General features: G+C 31.6%; 20 protein-coding genes. 7 read left to right on the top strand and 13 right to left on the bottom strand.

Annotated elements, in window-relative coordinates:
* Positions 1–323: 323 nt before the first annotated feature.
* Positions 324–2,606 carry a catalase/peroxidase HPI gene (gene katG / locus ACXIHB_RS10015; RefSeq protein WP_462098163.1) on the top strand — a complete coding sequence of 761 codons (2,283 nt, stop codon included), beginning with the start codon at positions 324–326 and terminating at the stop codon, positions 2,604–2,606.
* 99 nt (positions 2,607–2,705) lie between these two features.
* Here katG and ACXIHB_RS10010 read toward each other — a convergent pair whose 3' ends face one another.
* From ACXIHB_RS10010 to moaA, 5 genes are all read right to left on the bottom strand, one after another.
* Positions 2,706–3,824, bottom strand: a complete 1,119-nt coding sequence (locus ACXIHB_RS10010) for an NTP transferase domain-containing protein (protein WP_462098162.1) — start codon at positions 3,822–3,824, stop codon at positions 2,706–2,708.
* Positions 3,817–4,293 carry a cyclic pyranopterin monophosphate synthase MoaC gene (gene moaC / locus ACXIHB_RS10005; protein ID WP_239178276.1) on the bottom strand — a complete coding sequence of 159 codons (477 nt, stop codon included), beginning with the start codon at positions 4,291–4,293 and terminating at the stop codon, positions 3,817–3,819. The genes ACXIHB_RS10010 and moaC overlap by 8 nt, the downstream gene beginning before the upstream one ends.
* Before the next feature lie 143 nt (positions 4,294–4,436).
* Positions 4,437–4,676: a four helix bundle protein gene (locus ACXIHB_RS10000; RefSeq protein WP_317039771.1), complete on the bottom strand. Its 240-nt coding sequence runs from the start codon at positions 4,674–4,676 to the stop codon at positions 4,437–4,439.
* Positions 4,677–4,710: 34 nt separating this feature from the next.
* Complete coding sequence (locus ACXIHB_RS09995) at positions 4,711–5,907, bottom strand: molybdopterin molybdotransferase MoeA (RefSeq protein WP_437823522.1); 1,197 nt, start codon at positions 5,905–5,907, stop codon at positions 4,711–4,713.
* 60 nt (positions 5,908–5,967) lie between these two features.
* Complete coding sequence (gene moaA, locus ACXIHB_RS09990) at positions 5,968–6,957, bottom strand: GTP 3',8-cyclase MoaA (RefSeq protein ID WP_462098161.1); 990 nt, start codon at positions 6,955–6,957, stop codon at positions 5,968–5,970.
* A gap of 65 nt (positions 6,958–7,022) precedes the next feature.
* Here moaA and uvrC point away from each other — a divergent pair, with 65 nt between their 5' ends.
* Complete coding sequence (gene uvrC / locus ACXIHB_RS09985; RefSeq protein ID WP_173358999.1) at positions 7,023–8,819, top strand: excinuclease ABC subunit UvrC; 1,797 nt, start codon at positions 7,023–7,025, stop codon at positions 8,817–8,819.
* Positions 8,816–11,005, top strand: a complete 2,190-nt coding sequence (locus ACXIHB_RS09980) for a patatin-like phospholipase family protein (RefSeq protein ID WP_047787992.1) — start codon at positions 8,816–8,818, stop codon at positions 11,003–11,005. Before uvrC ends, ACXIHB_RS09980 begins: the two co-directional genes overlap by 4 nt.
* 57 nt (positions 11,006–11,062) lie before the next feature.
* Here ACXIHB_RS09980 and ACXIHB_RS09975 read toward each other — a convergent pair whose 3' ends face one another.
* From ACXIHB_RS09975 to ACXIHB_RS09950, 6 genes are all read right to left on the bottom strand, one after another.
* A complete protein-coding gene (locus ACXIHB_RS09975) occupies positions 11,063–12,607 on the bottom strand; it encodes a ribonuclease E/G (protein WP_349264756.1) in 1,545 nt (514 codons plus the stop codon).
* Positions 12,608–12,900: 293 nt separating this feature from the next.
* On the bottom strand, positions 12,901–13,191 hold the full coding sequence (locus tag ACXIHB_RS09970) for an HU family DNA-binding protein (protein ID WP_047787990.1): 291 nt from the start codon (positions 13,189–13,191) through the stop codon (positions 12,901–12,903).
* Positions 13,192–13,327: 136 nt separating this feature from the next.
* On the bottom strand, positions 13,328–14,566 hold the full coding sequence (locus ACXIHB_RS09965) for a DUF4302 domain-containing protein (protein WP_167712678.1): 1,239 nt from the start codon (positions 14,564–14,566) through the stop codon (positions 13,328–13,330).
* Between the two features lie 5 nt (positions 14,567–14,571).
* Entirely contained in the window at positions 14,572–15,546 is a 975-nt protein-coding gene (locus tag ACXIHB_RS09960) for a substrate import-associated zinc metallohydrolase lipoprotein (protein ID WP_167712679.1), read from the bottom strand.
* A 10-nt stretch (positions 15,547–15,556) separates the two neighbouring features.
* On the bottom strand, positions 15,557–17,044 hold the full coding sequence (locus tag ACXIHB_RS09955) for a RagB/SusD family nutrient uptake outer membrane protein (protein WP_462098160.1): 1,488 nt from the start codon (positions 17,042–17,044) through the stop codon (positions 15,557–15,559).
* A 12-nt stretch (positions 17,045–17,056) separates the two neighbouring features.
* A complete protein-coding gene (locus ACXIHB_RS09950) occupies positions 17,057–20,392 on the bottom strand; it encodes a SusC/RagA family TonB-linked outer membrane protein (RefSeq protein ID WP_394420439.1) in 3,336 nt (1,111 codons plus the stop codon).
* Between the two features lie 212 nt (positions 20,393–20,604).
* Here ACXIHB_RS09950 and mutY point away from each other — a divergent pair, with 212 nt between their 5' ends.
* From mutY to gldD, 4 genes are read left to right on the top strand one after another with little or no spacing between them, the layout of a single operon-like run.
* On the top strand, positions 20,605–21,645 hold the full coding sequence (gene mutY, locus ACXIHB_RS09945; RefSeq protein WP_159611119.1) for an A/G-specific adenine glycosylase: 1,041 nt from the start codon (positions 20,605–20,607) through the stop codon (positions 21,643–21,645).
* A gap of 37 nt (positions 21,646–21,682) precedes the next feature.
* On the top strand, positions 21,683–22,120 hold the full coding sequence (locus ACXIHB_RS09940) for a single-stranded DNA-binding protein (RefSeq protein WP_047787984.1): 438 nt from the start codon (positions 21,683–21,685) through the stop codon (positions 22,118–22,120).
* A gap of 19 nt (positions 22,121–22,139) precedes the next feature.
* Entirely contained in the window at positions 22,140–23,441 is a 1,302-nt protein-coding gene (gldE, locus tag ACXIHB_RS09935; RefSeq protein ID WP_047787983.1) for a gliding motility-associated protein GldE, read from the top strand.
* Positions 23,434–23,988 carry a gliding motility lipoprotein GldD gene (gldD, locus tag ACXIHB_RS09930; protein WP_073182305.1) on the top strand — a complete coding sequence of 185 codons (555 nt, stop codon included), beginning with the start codon at positions 23,434–23,436 and terminating at the stop codon, positions 23,986–23,988. Before gldE ends, gldD begins: the two co-directional genes overlap by 8 nt.
* A 1-nt stretch (position 23,989) precedes the next feature.
* Here gldD and ACXIHB_RS09925 read toward each other — a convergent pair whose 3' ends face one another.
* Both ACXIHB_RS09925 and ACXIHB_RS09920 read right to left on the bottom strand, forming a co-directional pair.
* The gene (locus ACXIHB_RS09925; protein ID WP_462098159.1) at positions 23,990–25,015 is read right to left on the bottom strand and encodes a COX15/CtaA family protein; all 1,026 of its coding nucleotides are present in this window, start codon (positions 25,013–25,015) and stop codon (positions 23,990–23,992) included.
* Between the two features lie 115 nt (positions 25,016–25,130).
* Positions 25,131–25,499 carry a cation transporter gene (locus ACXIHB_RS09920; protein WP_231128367.1) on the bottom strand — a complete coding sequence of 123 codons (369 nt, stop codon included), beginning with the start codon at positions 25,497–25,499 and terminating at the stop codon, positions 25,131–25,133.
* Between the last annotated feature and the right edge of the window lie 41 nt (positions 25,500–25,540).

Genomic DNA, 25,540 nt, shown 5'->3' with positions numbered 1-25,540 from the left:
ATTTTTAATTTATAAATGACTGATAAACATATTTATAATTGATTTTTTAAGACTCTTGAACTTTGTTCTAAAAACGAAAAACGTTATATTCAAAATCCGATGCTCGCAAGGGCGTGTGGGTTCGAGTCCCACCTTTGGTACAAAAGCACACTATTTTTTTAAAAAATAGTGTGCTTTTTTTATGCGCCTAATTTAAAAGTAGAGAATTACCACTTGCTCAAAAATAAATCTAAACTACATTAATATAAATTATTTCTATTTAAAATCTAAAAAACATAATTATTTCAAATATAGATTTGCTGAAAATCAATTAATAATTTATAATGAAAAAAATAATCTTAAGCGTAGTAACAGCTTCTTTGCTTTTTTCTTGCAGTGGTAAACAAAACCATGGAGAAGAAAAAGAAAAGGGAGGATGTCCTTTTGGTTTTGACAAAGGACACAAAAAAGAACAGTTAAAAGAAACTAAGTCAAACAAAGATTGGTGGCCCAATAAGTTAGATTTGGATGTACTTGCACAAAACTCGGAATTATCGAATCCGATGGGTGAAGAATTTAATTATGCTGATGAATTTAATAAGCTAGATTATGTAGCGTTAAAGGCAGACCTAACTAAGTTAATGACAGATTCTCAAGATTGGTGGCCTGCTGATTACGGACACTACGGACCTTTATTTATTCGTATGGCGTGGCATAGCGCCGGAACATACCGTACAGGAGATGGTAGAGGAGGAACCCGTATGGGAATTCAGCGTTTTGCTCCACAAAATAGTTGGCCAGATAATGCTAACCTAGATAAAGCTAGAAGATTGTTATGGCCTATTAAACAAAAGTACGGCAAGAAAATTTCTTGGGCTGATTTGATGATTTTAACAGGAAATGTAGCTATAGAGTCTATGGGATTAAAAACTATAGGGTTTGCAGGAGGAAGAGAAGATGTTTGGGTACCACAAGAGGATGTGTATTGGGGTTCTGAATCAGGCTGGTTAGAAAGCAGAAGGTTAAATGAGGATGGAGAGCTAGATTTAGAAGTAGAAAACCCTCTAGCAGCTGTACAAATGGGATTGATTTATGTAAACCCTGAAGGTCCAGATGGAACCCCAGACCCAGTAGCATCAGCAAAAAACATACGTATTTCATTTGGTAGAATGGGAATGAATGATGAAGAAACAGTTGCTTTAATAGCAGGGGGACATACCTTCGGAAAAACTCATGGAGCAGGATCAGCTGATAACGTAGGACCTTCACCAGAGGCTGCTGGCATTGAAGAACAAGGATTAGGATGGAAAAGTAGCTACAAATTAGGAAAAGGGAAAGACGCTATTACTTCTGGGTTAGAAGTTATTTGGACGCCTACGCCTACTCGTTGGAGTCATGCTTTTTTAAATACGTTATTTGATAATGAATGGGAACTAACCAAGAGTCCTGCAGGAGCACATCAATGGGTAGCAAAAGACGTTGGAGAGGTTTTTCCAGATGCTTTTGATAAAAATAAGAGACATAGACCTACGATGTTAACTTCAGATTTAGCTTTAAAGTTTGACTCTGAATATAAGAAAGTTTGTGAGAAGTTTTTAGAAGACCCATTATCTTTTGATAAAGCCTTTGCTCGTGCATGGTTTAAATTAACCCACAGAGATATGGGGCCTAAAACAACATACTTAGGATCAGATATTCCACAAGAAGAATTTATTTGGCAAGATCCTATTCCTATACGTACTCATAAACTGATAACCGAAGCAGATATCAATTCTCTTAAAAAAGAAATTTTAAATTCGGGAATTCCTTATAATCAGTTAATAGAAACAGCTTGGGCTTCAGCATCTTCTTATAGAGGTTCTGACAGAAGAGGAGGAGCAAATGGAGCTCGTATTCGTTTAGAACCACAAGTTAATTGGGAAAGTAATAATCCAGCGCAATTAAAAAAGGTGTTGGCAGTTTATGAGAAAATTCAAAATAAATTCAATGAATCGTTAAAGGAGAAAAAAGTTTCCATGGCTGATCTAATTGTTTTAGGAGGATCCGCAGCAGTAGAAAAGGCAGCAGAAAGAGCAGGGTTTTCAATAAAAGTTCCTTTTAATCCTGGTAGAATGGATGCTACGCAAGAACAAACCGATGTAAAATCTTTTGCTGTTTTAGAACCAATGGCTGATGGTTTTAGAAACTATCAAAAAAAGAAATACACACTTAAACCAGAAGAATTGTTAGTTGATAAAGCACAATTATTAACTCTAACAGCTCCTGAAATGACGGTGTTGGTTGGTGGTATGCGAGCTTTAAATGCAAATTATGATAGTTCAAAAAAAGGAGTTTTTACAACCCAACTAGGAGTGTTGACAAACGACTTCTTTATAAATCTGTTGGATATGAATACGTATTGGGAGCCTATCTCTGAAGAACAATTAATTTTTGAAGGAAAAGATAGAGTTACAAATGAGGTAAAATGGACAGCAACTAGAGCAGATTTAATTTTTGGATCTAATTCTGAATTAAGAGCTTTAGCTGAGGTATATGCGAGTAATGATGCAAAAGAAAAGTTTGCAAAAGATTTTATTGCAGCTTGGGTTAAGGTGATGAACCTAGATAGGTTTGATTTGAAGTCTTAAATAATACAGTACAAGAAGGAAATATTATAAATATATAAACCTATACCAAGATGTTTCTGGTATAGGTTTTCTTATTAAATCTAATTTTGTTTGTAGCTTTTAAGAGTTAACCTCTTTTATAGCTTCTTTATAATCTTCTGGAGTGTTGATGTTTCTAATTAAATTATCATCAACCTCAATAATTTCAACATCAGAATTAATTAACATTTTACGAGGACACGAATAACCTTGTGCTAAATAGGCTAATAATTTTCCGTAAGCTTTTGGTTCGTATATTGTGATTAAAGGTTCAGGAAATTCTTTGTTTTTTCCTTTAACTGTAGTTGCTATTTTAGATGGATTTCTTTTTTGTAATAATAATTGAATAAGCTCATTATTTACAAATGGAATATCTGTAGCCATTACCAACCATGCTGAGTTTGGATTTTTTTGAAAAGCAGAACAAATACCTCCAAAAGGTCCTAGATTTAAAAAGGTATCGTGAATTTCATTTGTCGTTTCTGGAGAGGTAGATAAATCTCTTACAGAGTAAAAAGTTTCTAAATTGTTGTTTTCTAGTAACTCTTTTACATGTTCTTTTTGAGGCTTTTTATAGTACAATAATTCCGATTTGTCACGACCCATTCGAGTACTTTTCCCGCCTATTAAAACCAACCCTTTTACAGGAGCAATATTTTCTTTAATGAGATTATGTATATGATTAGATATTTTATCAATCTCATTAATCGTATAAGAGGTGCTATTTTTGATGTTTGGAAAACGTTCTAACAAACAATCAAAATATCTTGAGTTTTTATTCAACTTAACTATAAACTGAATGTTTGTTAATTGATCTAACCTTTTTTTTACAGAAGCTTCTTTCTCATCATCTAAAATCAAAATTTGTTTCGCCCCTTCGTAATGATTTCCATTAATAAAGACAAAATCGTGATTGTAAAACTGTAAACGTTGTTCGTACTTGTTTACAGGTGAAGAAGTGTTTATTTGTAAATTTCCTTCATGATGAAAGGTATATTCAGCTAACGTATTTTGTTCGACATCTTTAGCATGTGAAGCATCAAAATATCCTAAATTGTATTGTGATAATTTTGCAGAAACTTTATGAACCAAATCAGCAATAATTCCACATTTGGTTCCTAAGATAGCTACTTCATTAGGCGCAAAATTATCATTATACTTCTTAACTAGATTTGTATGTTTAGTATGTTTTTTATCCATTTTTTATATCTGATTTTCCGCCTGTTTTTTCTACTAACTTCACTTCTTGAATCACCATTTTTTGACTGATTGCTTTACACATATCGTAAATGGTTAAACAAGTTGCAGAAGCTCCTGTAAGCGCTTCCATTTCTACTCCTGTTTTTCCTTCAATGGTTACTTTACAAAAAACCACTACATACTCATCGTCTACAATATTGATGTCAATATCCACTCCATTGATTAACAAAGGATGACACATTGGAATAATATCAGAGGTTTTTTTTACTGCTTGAATTCCAGCAATGATAGCGGTTTGAAAAACAGGTCCTTTTTTAGTGATGAGTTCATCATTTTTAAAATGACTCACAATTTCTGAACCTAAAAACATAGTAGCTTTAGCAATGGCTATACGTTTCGTGATTTTTTTATCAGAAACATTTACCATCTTAGGTTGATTTTGTTCGTTTATGTGGGAAAAGTTGCTCACTCTGTATAAATTTTAAATGTTGAGTTTTTAATTTTTAGTTAAACTCTGTTGTGATGTTTTTACAATTGCTGTTAATAGCCTAATTAGCTCGTGAATGTCCGAAAGTATATCTGTAATATCAATATTTGTTAAGTCACTTTCTTTTAATAAACGTAACCAATATTAGTTTCTCTAGCTTCTTTTGAAGAAATAGACATTTTAGAAATAAAGTCTCTCTTACTTTGACCAGCTAAAGCCTCTTCTATATTTGCTCCTATTGAAGTTCCACTTCTTAAAAGCTGTTTTGAAATTATAAACTCTTTTTCTTGTTGTAGTTTTTTGTACAGAGAAATTATTTTTAAAGAGAATTGAAAACTCTTGCCTTGAACAATACTTTCCTTCATTTTAAATTTTTAACTCAAAACTAAACATTAATAATTAAAAACCCCGATACGTTAGTATCGGAAAAACACTTCCTTTTTTAAATTCTATCTCTTCAGTTTTTGGAAGTTCAATAAAACTATCAGCTTCAACCAAACTAGCTAAATCACCAGAACCATTTCCTTGTATTGGAGTTGCATATACTTGTCCGTTTTCCGAGGTTAATTTTACTTGTAAAAAACAGCTTAGATTAGGTTTAAAAGTAATGTTTTTTGCTAAAGTTGCTGTTTGTTTTTCTTGTTGTACACCTATAGATTTATAATACCAAGGATAAAAATAGACCAAACAATTTACAAAGGTTGAAACTGGATTTCCAGGAAAAGCAAACACGTTGCAGTTGTCTGTAGTGCCGAACCAAAATGGCTTCCCTGGTCGTTGCGAAACTCTGTGGAATAATTTTTTAACACCCAATCCATCTAAAACTTCAGGTAAAAAATCAAACTTACCTTTACTAACAGCACCACTAAATAAAAGCACGTCATATTCTTGTAGAAAAGACGCTATATTTTCTTTTAAAATTTGTTTTTCATCAGTAATATGAGCTGTATCTGCTGGGATTTTTAAATCGTTCAATAAGGAAACTAATGTGTATACATTGCTTCTACGAATTTGGTGGTCTAACGGATATTCATTTACATCAACCAATTCATCACCTGTAGAAACAATCATTACTTTAGGTTGTTTGGCAACTTTAACAGTGGCTTTACCTACAGTAGCTAAAACCCCTATTTCAGCAGCAGAAATTATAGTGTTCTTTTTTATTAGAATTGTACCTTCACTTTTATCAGAACCCTGTGTATGTATGTTTTGTCCTTCTTTAATTTCATCAATAGTTATAGTAGCGACTAACGTATTAATATCAACATCTTCATAGCGAATTACCGTGTCAGTATTGTTAGGTAATACAGCTCCTGTCATAACCTCATAACAGTTGGCGGCATTATCCAGTGTTTGTTGTGGACTTCCAGCAGCTTGGACTCCTTCAATTTTAAAATCGCGAACACCGTGCTCAAAAAAACGATGATTGATAGCAATACCATCCATTGCCACTCGGTTGAATGGAGGAAAATCTCTGTCGGCAACAATATCTTCCTTTAAAACTCTTCCGACAGCTTCTAAAAAAGGAATTTCTTCAATTCCGAAATCTTGTGTGTTTTCTAAAATTATATGTTTGGCTTCTTTTACTGTAATCATATGTTAAAGTGTAACTGTTAAAAAGTTTAATTGTTACAATTTCAAATTATCTAATTGACATTATCCTCCAATAGTACTCATACTTTCGGTTACGTTTTCTATTCTATTTGCCTCAGCAACAAAACCATTTTTAGGCTTTTCTTTTATCAATGATAAAAACAAGGCTTTTAAATCTTCATTGCTTGCACCATTTCTAATAAAGTCACGTAGGTTGAAAACGCCATCATCAAACAGGCAATTTTTAAAAGTTCCTGTTGAGGTAATCCTAATTCGGTTGCAATCATTACAAATAGTACGAGTGAATGCAGGGATTATCCCTATAGTTCCTTTATGATTTTCTATTGAAAAATTTCTAGAAGTAGATGATTTTTTTGAGGGGAGCTTAGTTACAGTGAACTGAGACTGGATTTCATCTAAGATTTTGTGGTAGTTCCAAACCTCTTCTGCATTTCGTTGTCCTCTACCATTAAAAGGCATTTCTTCAATAAAACGAACTGCAATATCCTTGTCTTTAGTAAGCTGCACAAAATTGTTAATTTCATCAGTGTTAAATCCAGACTGAACAACTACATTCAGTTTTAAATTCAACGAACTTTTTTCTAATAACTCAAAGGTTTTATATACTTCTGGGAAAACATCTCTACGGGTAATTTTAGCAAACTTTTCAGGGTGTAAACTATCAATGCTTAAATTGATATTCTTTACCTTTTTAAGGTTTTCTATCGTTTTGATGTGTTTGGAAATAAGCGCTCCGTTGGTCGTGATATTAATATCCTCTAACAAATCATTATACGATAACATTTCTAAAAAAGAAACAAAATCTTTTCTAACAAAAGGTTCTCCACCTGTTAAACGAACTTTGTTAACACCCAACTCAGTAAGTACTCGAATTATTCGGTACATTTCTTTGTAGGTAAGTAGCTCTTTTCTTGGAACAATATCAATTCCTTGAGCAGGCATACAATATTGACAACGTAAGTTACAGCGGTCGGTTACTGCTAAACGAACGTAGCTAATTTGTCTTCCAAAATTATCTATGAGTTTGCTCATATTGTAAAGGTAGTAAAACTAAAAATCATACCCTTTTAAAAGGTTAAAAATCGTATTTTCGTAGTATGCCAACATCACTCGAACTTCAAGTACAAACACTACCGAACTCACCAGGAGTTTATCAATATTTTGATAAAGATGATACAATTATTTATGTTGGAAAAGCGAAGAATTTAAAGAAACGAGTTTCATCGTACTTTACTAAAAATCATGAGAATGGTAAAACACGAGTTCTAGTAAAAAAAATTGTTAGAATAGAGCATGTGGTGGTTGATACTGAAACAGATGCACTACTTCTTGAAAATAATCTTATAAAGAAGTATAAACCTAGATACAATGTTTTGTTAAAAGATGATAAAACATATCCGTGGATTTGTATAAAGAAAGAGCGATTTCCTCGTATATTTTCTACAAGAAGAGTTGTTAAAGATGGATCGGAGTATTTTGGACCTTATACTAATGTACGAACTGTATATGCATTGTTAGACTTGATTAAAGAACTATATCCGCTACGCACTTGTAATTATGATTTAAGTCAAGAAAAGATTGATGCTGATAAGTATAAAGTTTGTTTAGAATATCATTTAGGTAATTGTAAAGGCCCTTGTGAAGCATACCAAAGTGAAGAGGATTATTTAGAGGACATTAGAGCAATTCGAAATATCATAAAAGGAAATTTTAAAGAAAGTTTACAGCAGTTTGAAAAAATAATGTTTGATTTAGCTGCAGATATGCGATTTGAAGAAGCACAAAAAATCAAAGAAAAGTTAGCTTCTTTACAAAACTATCAAGCTAAATCAACTATAGTAAATCCATCAATTAATAATGTAGATGTGTTTTCTATTATTTCTGACGAGTCGCATGGATATGCAAACTTTTTCAAGATAATGAACGGTTCAATTGTACAATCCTATACCACAGAAATTAAGAAAAAACTAGAAGAGACAGATAAAGAACTTTTAGAGTTGTTTATTATTGAAACTCGTCAACGATTTAACTCGTTATCAAGAGAAATTTTTGTTCCTTTTAAAGTAAATGTTGGTAAAGATATTAAAGTAACCATACCTAAATTAGGAGACAAAAAGCGTATTGTTGAATTGTCTGAACGTAATGCAAAGTTTTATCGTCAAGAACAGTTTAAGCAAATAAAGATTGTAGACCCTGATCGTCATGTAAAAAGAATCATGGCACAAATGCAAAAAGATTTAAGACTAAGAAAAGAACCACGTCATATTGAATGTTTTGATAACTCAAACATACAAGGAACAAACCCTGTTGCTGCGTGTGTGGTTTTTAAAGATGGAAAACCGAGTAAAAAAGACTATCGTCATTTTAATATTAAAACAGTTGAAGGCCCTGATGATTTTGCTTCTATGGAAGAAGTCGTATATCGAAGATATAAACGATTATTAGATGAAAATCAACCACTACCACAGTTAATAGTGATTGATGGAGGTAAAGGACAGTTATCTTCAGCCTTAAAGAGTTTAGATGCTTTAGGTTTAAGGGGTAAAATAGCTATAATTGGTATTGCAAAAAGATTAGAAGAAATTTTTTACCCTGGAGACCCTATTCCGCTATATCTAGATAAAAAATCAGAAACACTTAAAATAATTCAGTACCTACGTAACGAAGCTCACCGTTTTGGAATTACTTTCCATAGAAACAAAAGAAGTAAAAGTGCTATACAATCAGAATTAGAGCAAATTCCAGATGTAGGAAAGCAAACTATTACAAACTTACTACGTAAGTTTAAATCAGCTAAAAGAGTAAAATCAGCTACTTTTGAAGAATTAAAAGAAGTGGTTGGGAATGCTAGGGCTCAAAAAATATACAAACACTATCATAAAAAAGGGGAATGAAAAAGTTATTAATTTTATTACTGCTGCCAACATTTATGTTGGCGCAAAACCAACCTAAAGTAGGACTGGTATTAAGTGGTGGAGGTGCAAAAGGGATTGCGCACATAGGGATTTTAAAAGAGCTTGAAAAAGCAGGTGTACAAATAGATTATATAGGTGGTACAAGTATGGGGTCTATAGTAGGAGGCTTATATGCTTCTGGTTATACAGCCAAACAAATAGAAGAGGCTGTCTTAGAAACTAATTTTATAGATTTATTACAAGATAAAGTTTCTAGAAGACAAAAGCCTTTTTTTAATAAAGAACATGGAGAAAAATATGCTGTTTCGTTACCTATAAAAAAAGGAAGTTTAGGCTTGCCTTTGGGTTTGTCAAAAGGGCAAAACGTGTTGAATTTTTTAACAGAGTTATTAGCGCCAGTTGATGATATTACAGATTTTTCTAAACTACCAATACCTTTTTATTGTATAGGAACAAATATAGAAACAGGTGAAGAAGAAGTGTTAGAGAATGGTTCATTACCGTTGGCTTTAAGAGCAAGTGCTGCTTTTCCTTCGTTGTTAAATCCAGTAGATATAGACAATAAATTATTGGTTGATGGCGGTGTAGTTAATAACTTTCCTGTTGATGTAATGAAAAAGAAAGGTGTTGATATAATTATTGGAGTTAGTGTACAAGGAGAATTATTGAAAAGAGAAGAATTAACTTCTGTGGCCTCTCTGTTAATGCAAATAATTAATTTTCAAATGTATCAGAAATCAGACCAACAGGTTGAATTGTTAGATGTTTACATAAAACCAAATGTAATTGACTACAGTGTTATTTCGTTTGATGCTAAGAAAGAAATTTTAGAAGAAGGAGAAAAAACAGCTAAAATGTATAGAGTGGTTTTTGATAGTATTGCTAAGATGCAAACCAAAAAGAATAGAAGACTAAAAATATCACCAAAAAGAAAAAGGTTTTTAGTTGATAGAATTATTATAAAGGGTAATAAAAACTATACTAATAATTATATTTTAGGAAAGCTACAGCTACGTGAAGGAGATAGTGTGTCTTACAAAGAAATTTCTAAAAAAATAAACACATTAACAGCTTCAAAAAACTTTAAAAGAATAGATTATCATTTTGAAAAATCTTTTCAAGGAAAAAAATTAGAGATAACTGTAAAGGAAGAAAAAATACAATCTTTTTTAAGACTAGGTTTACATTATGATTTACTATACAAATCAGCAGTACTACTTAATTATAATCATAAAAAGCTGCTTTTCCAGAATGATGAACTTTCATTAGATGTAGGAGTTGGTGATAAAATAAGGTATAATTTAGAGTATTTCATTGATAATGGGTTATCTCCAAGTTATGGAATAAGAACAAGGTATAATACTTTTAATAGTGATTTTTTATATAATAAAGGGATTATAAATGGAAAGTATAGAGATTTTTCAACCTCTTTATATTTGCAAACAACATTTGATAAAAAGTTTGCAATAGGTGTAGGAACAGAACATAAAAACATTAATGCAAGAACAAAAAACATTTCTACTGAAGGAAAAGAAGATTTTTTTGATAAAAGCAATTATATAAACACTTTCGCTTTTTTAAAATTAGACACCTATAACAAAGAGATGTTTCCAACAAAAGGGTTTTATGCAGATATAGGTTTTAAGTGGTTTATATGGTCTGATAGAGATAATAGACTGGATGAATTAATACAAGGTAGTGAACCTTTCCATCAGTTTTCACAATTGGGTGGTACGTTGGGGTTTGCAACTACTTTTTATGATAAATTGACATTTCAATATACTTCACAAGCAGGATATACGCTCGGAAAAAAATCGTTTGAAATATTTGACTATCGTTTGGGCGGATATAATCAAAATTATATTAATAATTTTATTCCAATGTATGGATACGATACAGGAGGGCTAAACAATCAGTCTTATTTAAGATCTGAATTTAACTTACGCTATGAGGTTTATAAAAAACATTATGCAATGTTTATAGCAAATTATGCTCGTGTTGAAGAAGATATATTTGAGGATGGAGATTTGTTTAAAAACACCAAATCAGGATATGCTATAGGGTACAGTGTAGAAACATTTTTAGGTCCTATAGAATTAAAATACACATGGTCTCCTGATCATTCAGATCATTATTGGTTGTTTAATTTAGGTTTTTGGTTCTAAAAATAAAAAATCCCATATCAAAACGATATGGGATTTTTATTTCATAATAAGATTGCCTTACTTACTTTTTTTGTTTTTTTTCAAATAAAACTTATACTGTAAGTATTGGTAAGCATCTCGAGGTAATATTTTAATCCACTTTTTGTGTTGAATAAACCATTTAAAACGAATTGAATTAACGCCTTTTGTTAAATAGGCAGCTATAAACGGATGCACATTTAATGTGATTTCTTTATATTTTTTGCCGCTATTAAGTATACGTTCTAATTCTGATTCTATTTTATCTAATAAAACAATAGGAGCTTCAACTTCTCCATTTTTATTAGGGTTTGGTTCACGTGTTTTTATTTCTAATTCAGGTCGTACACGTTGTCTTGTAATTTGTACTAAGCCAAACTTACTTGGAGGTAAAATTTTATGTTTAGTACGGTCTAAAGACATTACATCTTTTAAATGTTGATATAGTTTTTGTCTATTTTCTGCAGACTTCATATCAATAAAGTCAACAACAATAATTCCACCCATGTCTCGTAATTGTAATTGACGAGCTATTTCACTGGCAGCAATTAAATTGACTTCTAAAGCAGTTTCTTCTTGGTTTAAGGATTTGTTAGAGCGATTACCACTATTCACATCTATAACATGTAAAGCTTCTGTATGCTCAATAACTAAATAAGCTCCTTTACTCATTGAAACTGTTTTTCCAAACGATGTTTTAATTTGTCGTTCAATGCCATATTTTTCAAAAATAGGAACATCAGAACGATGATGTCTTACAATATTTTCCTTTTCAGGATATATTTCTTGTAAGTACTCTTTAATTTCAACTTTTAAGGTTTCATCGTTGGTTACAATACTTGTAAAAGAATCGTTCATAACATCTCTTAAAATAGAAGATGCTCTGTTTAATTCACTTAATATTTTTGTAGGAGTATTATTATTAGCTATGCGTTTGCACATAGTTTTCCATCTATCAAGTGAGTTTTGTAAATCTTTGTCAAGTTCTGCTACCTTTTTACCTTCGGCAACAGTACGTAAAATAAGTCCAAACCCTTTTGGTCTGATACTTTTTGCTAATTTTTTTAAACGTTCCTTTTCTTTCGGATCTGCTATTTTCTGTGATACCGATATGCGGTTAGAAAAAGGAACTAAAACTAAAAACCTACCTGCAATAGAAAGTTCCGAACTAATACGCGGACCTTTGGTAGATATTGGTTCTTTTACAATTTGTACTAATAAATTTTGACCTGATTTTAGTACATCGTTAATACTTCCGTCTTTATTGATATCTTCTTCAAAACGAAAGTTTTTTAAAGTGAATTCTTTGTAATTACCTGTGCTTACTTTTTTAATGAATTTATTTAAAGATTGTACTTGTGGACCTAAATCGTGATAGTGTAAAAAACCATCTTTAGGATAACCAACATTTACAAAAGCGGCATTTAAACCAGTCATTACCTTTCCTATTTTAGCAAGGAAAATATCACCGACTGAAAAATTATGATCGCTCGTTTCTTTGTTTAACTCAATAAGTTTACCATCTCTAAGTAAGGCGAAATCAATATCAGAAGAATTGGAACGAATTATTAATTCTGTTTTCATTCTGAATATGGTTTTGTGCCATCGTAAATTTTTACGAAGACGGATTAAAATTTGTAAACAGGTATGTTGTTTATACCATTTAAGGTGTTAAAACCTTAATGTCAATGAACGTAATTTATAAAAGCAACGAAAAAGTAAGCTACTGCTTACTTTTTCTTATGGCGATTTGCTCTTGCTCTTTTCTTTCTTTTGTGTGTAGAGATTTTAGCTCTCTTTCTTTTTTTACCACTTGGCATAGTTAAAATGTTTTGTAAAACCTTTTTATTGAAGGTTTTGGGTTAATACTTTTTTAATTATTTTACAGCTACTTTTGTTTTTACCCCTTCGGTAAATACTTTAGAAGGCTTAAAAGCAGGTATGTTGTGTGCAGGAATTTTGATAGTTGTATTTTTAGAAATGTTTCTACCAGTTTTTTCTGCTCTAGTTTTAATAATGAAGCTACCAAAACCTCTTAAATATACATTGTCACCATTCTCTAATGCATCTTTTACCTCTTCCATAAATGCTTCAACAGTGGCTAAAACATCTGCTTTTTCAATTCCGCTCTTATCTGAAATCTTAGATACGATATCTGCTTTTGTCATTATAAATATATTTTGTTTGTTTTCTTTTAAAAAATTGAGGCTGCAAATATATGATAATTAATTCATTCCGGAAAAAATAAGAATAAAAAACCCAAAAAACAATTGTTTTTTGGGTAAGTTTAATGAGAACAAGCTTTTATTTAACTATTGTAAACACAAAGTTAGGGTCGCCATCACTTGTTAAAATGGCAGTATCAGGGTTTATTAACTGCACTTTATAAGGAGATTTATTCACTAATAAATCAACTAGAGGATTTAAATGTGGTAGTAAACTCCAGTTTCTACCAGGGGCTAATTTACCTATAGCTAATAAATCTTTATTGCCTAAGACACCAGAAAAAGACATGCCATGTACACCAGAAGTAGAGCCTATTAAAAATGTAATCTCACCTTCACCAAGAAGATATATGTCATTTAAAGGGAAAGAAGGAAATAACGAGTCGTGGATAGGTTTTACTGTGTTAAAAGTATCAATAAATTCTTGATTACTAAATGCAGGTCTAGCAGCTGTAGTCCAAGTAACAGTCATGTCGATAGGACTAGACACTATAGAAATAGAAAAGCTTCCATCAGCCGAAGTGTATTTATTTTCCGTTTCATTTAATGTAAACTCAGAATATTTTGTTCCGTTAACATCAATCGCCGGTGAAATTTCGATGCCACTAGACGTGAAGCCTACTCCGAAGTTCAACGAAGAATTACCTTCAAGGTTTGTAGCAAACCTTATTTCATCGTTTCCGATATAAGAAAAATTGTGAACAGTTCCATTATTTTCATAAGCTAAATGACCAGAAGAACTATTAAGAAAATCTTTCATGTCTTGGTACTTTTGAAAATCTGTCCAATCTTCTGCTGTAGCTTTTTTAAATCTCACCTCAACAAAATCTCTAGAAGTTCTAAAAACAATTTCATCGTTTTCAACACCGTAGTACATAAAGTTAAAATCACCTTTATATCCACTACCACCAAAATTAGGCAATGGAGCTGAGTTACCAGAATCTGATAATTCATGAAGTTCACTTTTTGTTGTGAAAATTAAAGTTGTTGTAGTGTTTAAACCTATGGTATATTCACTTTCAACTGGTGAAATATTATTATTAAAGTTACCTATTGTTCTAACTCTAGATTCATCTAAAAAATCAAATAAGAAAGTATATCCTCCTAGGTTATTATTATCAGTAAAGTATACTGTTTTCCATCCGTGTTCTGAAGAAAGAAGTAAATCTCTTAATTCTTTCTCTCTTTGATTCATACGTTCGGTTGGCGATTGATTAAATAACTCCTCTTCTTTATTTTCATTACAAGATGTAATAAAAAGAGATAGAGTAAATAAAGCCAAAAGCACACGTATTTTAGTTATATGTTTTTTTATCATTTTAATTATTTAGTGAATTCATCAACATTTTTTGCTACTAACTCTTGTAGTTCATACAAGTCTATATTAAAATTATCTTTGTAGTATTTAACTACAATAGCTTCTTTTTGTTTGATTAAGTTTATTACTTTATCTCCTTCTGGAGTAGCAACAGTAATAGCCGCATCAGTTGCTATTTGTATTTGTAGAGGTGTGGCACCAGCACCAAGAGCAGCAACAGCTTCCTGTATAGCTTTATCTACAATACCTTTTTTAATACCATTTATTAAATCATTGTATTCTGTTGGTGAGTTTGATAACATAGCGTTTATCATTTCAGCAAAATCTTCATGTTCGTTTGCTCTTGCATAAGCAGAAATAAACCCTAATTCTCTAGCCTCAGCATCAGATATCTCGAACCATTGCCCTGTGTAATCAGACGGAGTAATGTTTCTATAAGCTATCTCATCAAAGGGAATTCTTTGGTTTAAAATATGTATATATTCATGTTGAATTGTTCCAATGAATTGTATTAATTGATCTTTGTTTTTATAGTCTTGATTATCTACTTCAAAAAACACGATTCGCATTCCACTTTCGGCTAAACCTAAAACAGAAGTTGCTCCACCTGGGTTTATGTTTTGTCCACCCACTAAAAGAATTTCTCTAGGTGCTATATTTTTAATAAAGTTTTCACCTCCTAATTGTGAGTAAGGTTCAACCCAAACTGCTTTAATAGCCTCCATTGCAGGTCTAACATTCTCTATCTTTGGTGGGTGTAAATATCTGTTTAAATCAACTTTCCCTGGTCCCCATTTGTAAGAAACCTCTATGTTATAGGGTGTAGTATAATTATCTCGTAACCACTTGTCGGTTTCATTCAGTACAGGTGTAGAGATATTTATATTACTTGAACCCAAATCTTCCTCCTTTGTTGTGCATGATGAGCAAATTAATCCCAGCACGCCAATACCTAATAATAATTTGTTTATTTTTTTCATACTGTTTGTTTTATCTTGGATTTTGCTGTAAACCTCCGTTTTGAGCTGTTAAAGGTATTTGTAACTGTTTTCTTAAATCCTGTTTTTCAAGTATAACATCTGAACCATTATCTAATTCGTGTGTAATACTTAGGTTAAAACGTCTTACATCGAACCAACGGAAGCCTTCGTGGTAAAACTGTCTTCTTTTAAATTCAGCTATAGCTTTAATGAAAGAGGTTTGCTTATCATTTAAGCCATAAGCAGGTGTGTACTCATTAGCAATAACAGGATATTCTGACTGAATTAAACTTTCTGTCAACATATCGCTATTTGGATCGTAATCTTGTGTTTTATTTGCTATATATGCATTTAAATACATTAAAGCATCACTGTAATTTTCTAGCATAGCAGATGCTTCTGCTCTATTTAGTATTACTTCATCTTTATCAAACATTGTTTGTGCTAAAAAAGGTAAGCCTATACCAGCACTTTCATTTGTATACTTAAAATATTCGTTATACTTAGGAGTGAAATAAGTGTATTGATTTCCTCTGTATAAATCATACGCCCAATTCTTTTTAAATGGGTTTGATGATCCTGTAAATAATTGAGGCCTTATTTTGTCTACCGATAACCCAAATCGTGAAGATCTATGTCTTCTTGCCCATATTGAGTTTGTAGAAATGATTAATAAATTGGCAGGCTCGTCAACACTATTATATAACATTCTTATTCCTGTTAAATTCATATTTCCATAAGCAACCATATTTCTAGCTTCAGAAACAGGATTGGTAACTACTTTATCTGCATGCTCAATTACTTTATCCCATTGACCTTTGTATAAATAAAATCTAGCAGCAAAGGCATTAGCAGCATCTTTAGTGAAATGAAACTTAGGAGAGTTATAATTATCACCAACCATTGAAAGTCCTTTAATTAAATCTTTCTCAATAAGATCGTATACTTCTTGAACTGTATTTCTTTTGTAGGTTTTAAAAAGAACAGTTTCAGGTTCTAATACGTAAGGAATTCCTAGGTCGGTAGAAGCTGTATTAGCATCATAGTGTTTTGCCCAAAAATTAACTAACATAAAATGAGCATAAGCTCTAGCAATTAAAGCTTCACCTTTTTGAGCATTTAAGTCAAACTTATTTTTTAATTCTTCAATAGAAGCTAATGCTTGGTTTGCTTGTGAAATTGCTTCATAACAAGAATTCCAATAGTTAACAGGAGAGCCTCTTTCTTCTAAATTAGAGTCTTGCCATTGATATAGTTGTAGATCTAATTGTTCAACATTTGAAACATTACCTTTATCATCAGCATTGTCAGACATTATTTCTGCCATTAGTGCATAATCTTGATCTGGATATGCTGCTGTAATTAATTGAGAAACTTTATCAGGAGAATCAATTAATGTTCTGTTATCTGGTAATTCAGATAAGTATTCACTACATCCTACAAAAGTAAAGGCTAATGTAGCATATAGTATAACTTTGTTTATTTTATTTTTAATCATACTATTATTTTGTTAAAATCCTAAATTTAATGAAAAAGTATATTGCCTAGTAATTGGTAATGCAACTCCACCTGTTTGATAGAATTCTGGATCTTGACCGTTAAGTTTAGAGTCAGAGTATAATAAAAACAAGTTTGTTCCTTGAAATTTAACTTTTAAATGTGAAAGGCCTAGTTTTTCAACTAGTTCATTATTAAACTTATATCCTAATGAAATGTTTTTCATACGTAAAAAATCCCCATCTGCTACTCGCTCAGTAGAATAGTTGTAAGCATTATAAACCGTTCTTAAGTTTGAGTTTCTTTGAAAAGCAGAAGGGTCTGGTAATACAGGGATGTTGGTTATATTCTCATCTCCAGGGTTAAGCCATCTGTTTACATGACTCTTAGAAAAAATGCTTGTATCAGAATAAGTAGAGCTAAATACAGGGTTTAACCTTACTTTATTTCCTCCGCTACCAGTTATCAATACTCCTAAATCCCAGTTTTTGTAAGTGAAATTGTTGGAAAAACCAACTGATATATTAGGGTTTACGGAACCTTCGTGTTTTAAGTAGTCAGTTAAGTTTTCGTTGTTTTGAAAGTCTAAAACAGAAGCTACTTCACCATCTTTATTTATAAACTGTGGTAATCCTTCGTTATTTAAACCTGCAAATTGAAAAGAAAACATTGAGTTGATAGGGTACCCTACAACATTACCTCCAGTTTGGTCTACTAAATCAAAAGCAATAGGTGTATTGTCTAATTTTGTAATTTCTTGATCAAAATATGAGAAATTAATGTTAGAAGACCATGTAAAGTTATCTGTTACTATGTTTTTAGTGTCTAAAGTAAATTCTATACCATAAGTTTCAACATCTGCGTTATTTCCTTGTTTTATAAATTGCCCACCGATACCAGAAGTTCTTACAAAATCAATATTATCAAATATATCTCTTTTGTAAACATCTGTTATTAAATTAACTCTATTGTTGAATAAGCCTAAGTCGACACCAAAGTTTAATTCATATTGCTTTTCCCATGTTAACTCAGAATTTTGTAATGCAGTTATATTTAAGAAGTTTTCTCTATCTGCTGGTAAAAGTCTGTCTGCTATTTGACTTGTAAATATAGCTAATGCATTTGTTGCGTTACCAGGAGTTGCCACTAAACCATATGAAGTTCTAAACTGTAAGTTACTAAAAGTGTTAGAGTTTTCTAAGAAAGACTCTTTACTAGCGTTCCATTTAGCACTAACAGTTCCTGTTGGTAACCACCTTGAGCTACTACTGCGCCCTTGTCTGTTAGACCCGTCATATCTTCCTGTTAAAGAGAAAACATATTTATCGTCATAAGAATAAGTTGCCTTACCAAAGAAAGCTACTGTTCTTTCTCTTTCTTTAGTTAATCCAAAATAAGCTTCGCCTCCATTTATCAGTTTTTCAAGAATTCTAGGGTCTGTGAATGCTGTTAAACCATTGTCGTATTGTAATCCATATCCTGTAAACCTGTCTGAATTTCTATTTACAAATCTTATCTCTTGACCTAACAATGCATTAAAATTATGTTTTTCATTAAACGTATTGTCGTACTTAAAACTATTTCTAGCATAAAAAGTCGTTAAGTAGTCGTCGTTTTTAAAATAGATACCACCGTTTGGTAAAACCGCAACAGGTAAAGCATCAGGATCTGTAGGGTCTTGATATAAGAATATATTATCATCTCTTAAAACAGTTGAAGAATCAGCATTATAAGCTCTTACAACATTTGAATTTTCTCTAACGTTATGTTCTCTTACGGTATTAACAAAACGACCAGCACCATTAAAATCGTAAGTGATGTTGTCTGTTATTTTATAAGATGCATCTAATTGGAATCGAATATCTCTTTGGTTGATGTCAATAGAGTTGTTAGCTAACTCTTCTAATATATTAAAGTCAGCCCAGTTGTTTCTATAATACTCATAACCTCCAGTATCGTTATATGGTCTTAATGTTCTAGAGGTATTAAGAGCGTAACTAAAAGGGTTGATATCAAATTCACGAGATATGTCTCCTGTTACTGGATCTGATTCTCTGCTGAATGTACCTGGTGCTTTTTGTTTTCTTATGGATGCGTTAACAGCAAGAGTAGCATTAAACTTATCAGAAAAATAGAACGTATTTTTTAAGTTAGTTGTAAAACGAGTTACCTTGTCAGCAATCGTCCATCCCGGATCATGCAAAAGACTCACAGAAGCATAGTAAGAATTATTTTCACTACCACCAGAAAGACTTAAAGAGTGGTTTTGCATTAAAGAGCTATTTCTAAATAATGTTTTAAACCAGTCAGTATTAGCTAGCTCATACTTACGTAAAAAAGCTTCTCTAGCTTCAGGAGTATTTCCTAGTTCAAACATTCCAGTAGATTCATTGTAATTATCTAAAGCAGTAGCTCTAATATAATAAACACCACCATATCTGCCTCTAGAAACGCTAGGTAATTGGAAAAATCCCCTACTTTCATTTTCTCTAAAAATAGCCATACTTTCTTTAGAGTTTAATAAATCAAAATTACTATACGAAGGTATGTCGCGTATTGTTTGTTCTAGGTTATAATTAAGTTTTAAAGGAGAATCTTTTCTACCAGACTTAGTAGTTATTACTACTACACCATTTCTTGCTCTAGCACCATAAATAGATGTAGCTGAAGCATCTTTTAAAATATCTATTTTTTTAATATCATTGGCATTTATACCTGCTATAGATGAGCTGATTAAGGTTGAAGGGTCACCAGATGTTAATTGATCTAGGTTTTGTTCAATAACATCTTCTTGTACCACACCATCAATTACATACAAAGGTGTGTTGTTTCCAAAAATAGAAGAAGACCCTCTAATGGTAATGTTTGGAGCAGTACCGAATGTTCCTGAAAGGTTTTGAATGTTAACCCCTGCAACTCTACCTTCTAACATGCGAGTTACATCTACAACTCCATCTAATTTAAGATCATCTATCCCTACAGAGACGGCGGAACCCGTAAAGGTTTTTTTGTTTATTTTGTCGTAACCAGTAGCGATAACTTCTACTTCATTAAGAATGTTAGCGTCATCTTCTAATACTAAATTAATTACGGATTGGTTTAGTACTTTTACTTCAGTAGTCTTTTTTCCAATAAAACTGAAAACAAGTACATCTCCTTGATTTACTCTAATGGTATAATTTCCATCAAAATCTGTTTCTGTTCCTTTGGTTGTGTTTTTAATTAAAACAGTAACACCAGGAAGAGGTCCAGTTGTGTCGGAAATTGTACCAGAAATACTTTTTTCTTGAGCGTATGTTATTCGCCCAAGTAACACTATAAATAGTGTTAGCATGAATTTAGATTTCATTAATTAAATTATTTAAATTAGTACCCGGAAAAAAATAAATTTTCCCCTTCATTATCAGAAGTAATAACAGTTTAAAGTATTTTTACCCTACTTTTTTGTAAAAAAAAACTAACTAAATTATGTTTTTGTTTGTTTTTTGTTGTTTTAAGTGGTTATAATGTAATTGTGTTTTTGTTTGTTGTGTTTTTTTTAATTTAAATAGTGTTTTTTTTTTGGTTTTTAAATTGATTTGTTGGTATGGTGAGAATAAAAGGAGTCTTCCTTGGAGAGAGACAAAGAATCCTTATTTTATTTGGTTGAGTGAAATAATGCTACAACAAACCAGAGTAGAGCAAGGTTTGCCTTATTACTTAAAGTTTACAAAGGCATTTCCAACAGTGTTTGATTTAGCAAAAGCAGATGAAAGTGAAGTGTTAAAATTATGGCAAGGTTTAGGTTACTACTCTAGGGCGAGAAATTTACATTTTACAGCTAAATTCGTGGCAAATGAATTAAAAGGTATGTTTCCTAGTTCGTACAAAGAGTTGATTAAGTTAAAAGGCGTGGGAGATTATACGGCTTCAGCTATTGCTTCCATTTGTTTTAAAGAACCAGTTGCTGTTGTTGATGGTAATGTGTACAGAGTTCTTTCTCGTTATTTCGGCATAAGTACCCCAATAAATTCTACTAAGGGAATTAAAGAGTTTAAGGAGTTGGCGCAAACACTTATTGATACCTCACAACCAGATGTGTATAATCAAGCTATAATGGATTTTGGAGCGATGCATTGTAAACCTCAAAATCCTCTGTGTAATAAATGTCCATTAGCTAATGGCTGTGTGGCTTTAGCAAAAAATCAAATAAAAGAGCTTCCAGTAAAAGAAAAAAAAACAAAAATTAAAAAAAGATATTTTAATTATTTGGTTCCAATAACAGAAGAAAATGAAACTGTTTTAGAAGAACGAAAGGGTAAAGGTATATGGCAAGGATTGTATCAATTTCCTTTAGTGGAGACACAAAAGAAAACAAGCGAAGAAGAATTAGTGAAAAATAAACAGTTTACAATGCTTTTCCCAGAAGAAACTACAATTTCTCTTTTTAATACTGAAGATATTATTCATAAACTATCGCATCAACACTTAATTACTAAGTTTTGGATAATAAAAACTAGGAAAGTTAATGAACAAACGATGGATTGGGCTGTAGTAAAAAAATATCCAGTACCAGTGTTAATTGATAAGTTTTTAGAGGAATATTTAAGCAAAGAATCTTAAAATTTGTATATTTGATTTTACGCAAAATTATAATGCTATGGCAGGAACAATAAATAAAGTCATTTTAATAGGGCATTTAGGTGATGAGGTAAAAATGCATTATTTTGAAGGAGGAAACTCAATAGGGCGATTTCCTTTAGCAACCAATGAAACCTACACCAACCGACAAACAGGAGAAAGAATAACAAATGTTGAATGGCATAATGTAGTTGTACGTAATAAACTAGCAGAAATTTGTGAAAAATACTTAACTAAAGGAGATCGAGTATATTGTGAAGGGCGTATAAAAACACGACAGTATGAAGTTGATGGACAAAAAAGGTATACAACCGAAATTCATGTACAAGACATGACGTTTTTATCAACGAAAAAAGATCCAAACAATGCACAACCAAATGTGGTGCCTACTCAAGGAGCTCCTAATCATACACCACCAAATGTAGGTAATGAAGAAGATGATGATTTACCGTTTTAGTTTAATTAAATTTTAAAAATTGGACCCAGAACCCGAACCTTTACTTTTAGTATTATCAAGTTTTGATTGGTTGACTGCTATCAACTGTTTGTTGTTACTTTTATTATTGATTTGTTCTGCATTAGTTTCAGGAACTGAAGTTGCTTTCTTTTCAATTTCACAAACAGAATTAGATGAGTTGTCAACAAACACCAAAGAAGAAAATACTGTAGTAAAACTGCTTCAAGATCCTAAAAAGTTATTAGGGACCATTTTAATAACAAATAACTTTATTAATATTCTTATTGTATTACTCTTTGCAAGTATTGGTAGAGTGTTTTTTATTGGTTTATCAGATGTTTTGAGGTTTTTGGTAGAAGTGATTCTTGTTACTTTCTTAATTTTATTATTTGGTGAAGTGTTACCTAAAGTATATGCTAGTAGAAAATCATTACAGTTTGCAGAGTTTATGTCAAAACCTATTTTAGCATTAAACACTTTACTTACACCTTTAAGTTTACCGCTTATTAGATTAACAAGTGTTGTTGAAAACAAGCTTGGCAATAAGAATAATAACCTTTCTGTAGAGCGTTTGTCACAAGCATTGGAGTTAACATCTGATGACGCAACGACTAAAGAAGAACAAAAGATTTTAGAAGGGATTGTAAGTTTTGGGAATACTGAAACGGTACAAATTATGAAGCCTCGAACAGATGTGTGTGCAATAGCAGATGATACTAGTTACGAAGAGGTGTTACAAACTATTTTAAAAAACGGATATTCAAGAAATCCAGTATATCATGAAAGTATTGATAATATTACTGGAGTTTTATATGCTAAAGATTTATTAGAGCACTTGAGTAAGAAAACGTTTAAGTGGCAAAAGTTGTTGAGAGAACCATTTTTTGTGCCAGAAAATAAAAAACTAGATGATTTGCTAGTAGAGTTTCAAGAAAAGAAAAAACATTTGGCAATTGTAGTCGATGAGTACGGTGGTACAAGCGGAATTGTAACATTAGAAGATGTAATAGAAGAAATAGTAGGTGATATCAATGATGAATTTGACGATGAAGACCTTACTTACTCGAAACTTGATGAAAATAATTATATTTTTGAAGGAAAAATAACTATTAAAGATTTTTGCCGTGTCTTAGAAGATGAAGATGAGGAAAAATTTGAAGAGGCTAAAGGAGAAAGTGAAACTATAGCAGGTTTTATTTTAGAAGTCTCAGGTAAATTTCCAAAAAAAGGTGAAAAAATAAACTTTAGTAATTATACGTTTACTATTGAAGCGTTGGCTAAAAAACGTATAAAACAAGTAAAAGTTACCCGAAATGCGTAAACTCTCTTTGCTGATATCAGCAATATTTTTAATAAGTTGTGGTGAGGAAACCTTACCTAAGCCAAAAGGTTATCTAAGTTTAGAGTATCCTGATAAGGTTTATAAAAAAGAAAATTTAAATAAACCATATGCGTTTGAAATAGCTCAAATAGCTCAAACCAAAGATTTACCGAAAGGCTGGATAAAAATTGAGTATCCAAGTTTAAAAGCATCGGTAGATATCACATATCGCCCTATTGAAGGAAATTTAAGAGAATTATTAATAGAATCTGAAAAACTAGTATTTGAACATGCTATTAAAGCAGATCAAATTACTGCTCCAGTAGAATATGCAAATCCAAATACAAAAGTTTACGGAAGTTTATACCAAATTTTAGGGAATGCTGCATCACAAGTGCAGTTTCACGCAACAGATAGCTCTAAACACTTTTTAAAAGGGTCTCTATTCTTTTATACAAAGCCAAATTACGATTCAATTTTACCAGCAGTTGAATATATTAAAAAAGATATGATTCATATGATGGAAACGCTTGAATGGAAAGATTAAGCTATTGAATCGTTACTTTCCTACTCTGTAACCACAAATAAAATTGTAATCCGAATAAAATAGCACCTGATAATAAGTGTACAGCTTGCGTGCCTAAAGGGAATTCTGCATAGTACATTAAAATACCTGTAATCGTTTCTAAAAAGATTAAGAAAACTATCCAATTTACTAGTTTATATCCTAAATTTTTTACCTGATTTAAGTAAAATAATCCCAAGTTTACTAATACAATTGCTATGGTAAAGGAACGGTGGATGTAGAACTTTATATTCGGATCCATCAAACTATAATGTTTGTTTTCAAAGCCATGTAACTTTACTTGTTCGTCAATAAATTGGCGTACCTGAGTTCCTAAAGCAATTTGAATTAGCGAAAATATAGCTGAAAGAATTACTAACTTACTAAATAATGAATTGTATTTGTAAGATGTTTTCTTTCGATCGGAAACGATGTAAAGCAACCATAATAACAAAGCAACAATAACTAAACCACCAACCATATGAATGGTGATAATTGTTGGTTTTAAATTAGAGTCTACAACAGTTTTTCCTAGCCAAGCTTCAAACAACATTAAAAAGAAAGCTCCAAATGATAAAAGAGTTATTTGTTTGTTTTCTTTCCAAAACTTAACAGAAACAAAAATTAAAAATAGAAAAGGAATACCCGCCAGAGCAGAACTCAATCGGTTAATATATTCCGTCCAAGTATGAAATTTATTAAACTTAGCGTAATCGTGTTTGGTGTACTTTTCCCAGTTGTTAGCGTTAAATTCATCAGTGGTTTTTATGTTATGACCAGCGACAAATAACGCTTCATCTTTTACGATAATCATTCCTTTTTTGTACTCGTAATTAGGTTGCCAAGTAATTTCTTCTTCAGAAGTTGGTGGGATGTAATACCCGAAACATTTTGGCCAATCAGGACAGCCCATTCCTGAACCTGTCATACGAACAACAGAACCGGCTAGAAAAATAACATATACAGCAATCAACGAGATTTTTACAATGAGAGGAAAATGTTTCTTCATCTGACGAAAAGTTTTAGCAAAGATACTTAAAAGGCATAAAAAAAGCTCCTTATTAAGGAGCTTTCGATATTGTTTAAATTGAATCTTATTTACGCCAAATTAAGATGTAGCAAGGTTATTCTTCTTCTTTTTTTGTAATCTCTGAAGCCTTGTACATGTCACCGCTACCAATTCCTTCAACAAAAGCAATTAAATTAGTTTTGTTTGTTTTGTTAGCATCATATTTAATAGTTGCAATACTATCATTAAAAACAACGTTTGCTTCTAAAACGCCTTCTTTCTTACTTAAGTCAGAAGCTATTTTTCTAGCACATCCTATTTCACAAGTCATTCCTGAAATACTTAAAGAAAGTTCTTTAGCATTAGCAGCAATTTCAGTTTTTTGTTCTTGAGTAACCTCCTCTTTTTTAGCTTCATTTTTACATCCAACAGCTAAAAAACTTACGATAACTAAAGCAAATAGTATTTTCTGAATTTTCATCATTTTTATTTATTGAGTTATTCAGCAAATTTATCAATAAAATC

Source organism: Tenacibaculum sp. IMCC1 (genome assembly GCF_054906355.1).
The sequence above is the reverse complement of the archived record's forward strand: the minus strand, read 5'-3'. Positions and strand labels throughout refer to the sequence as shown.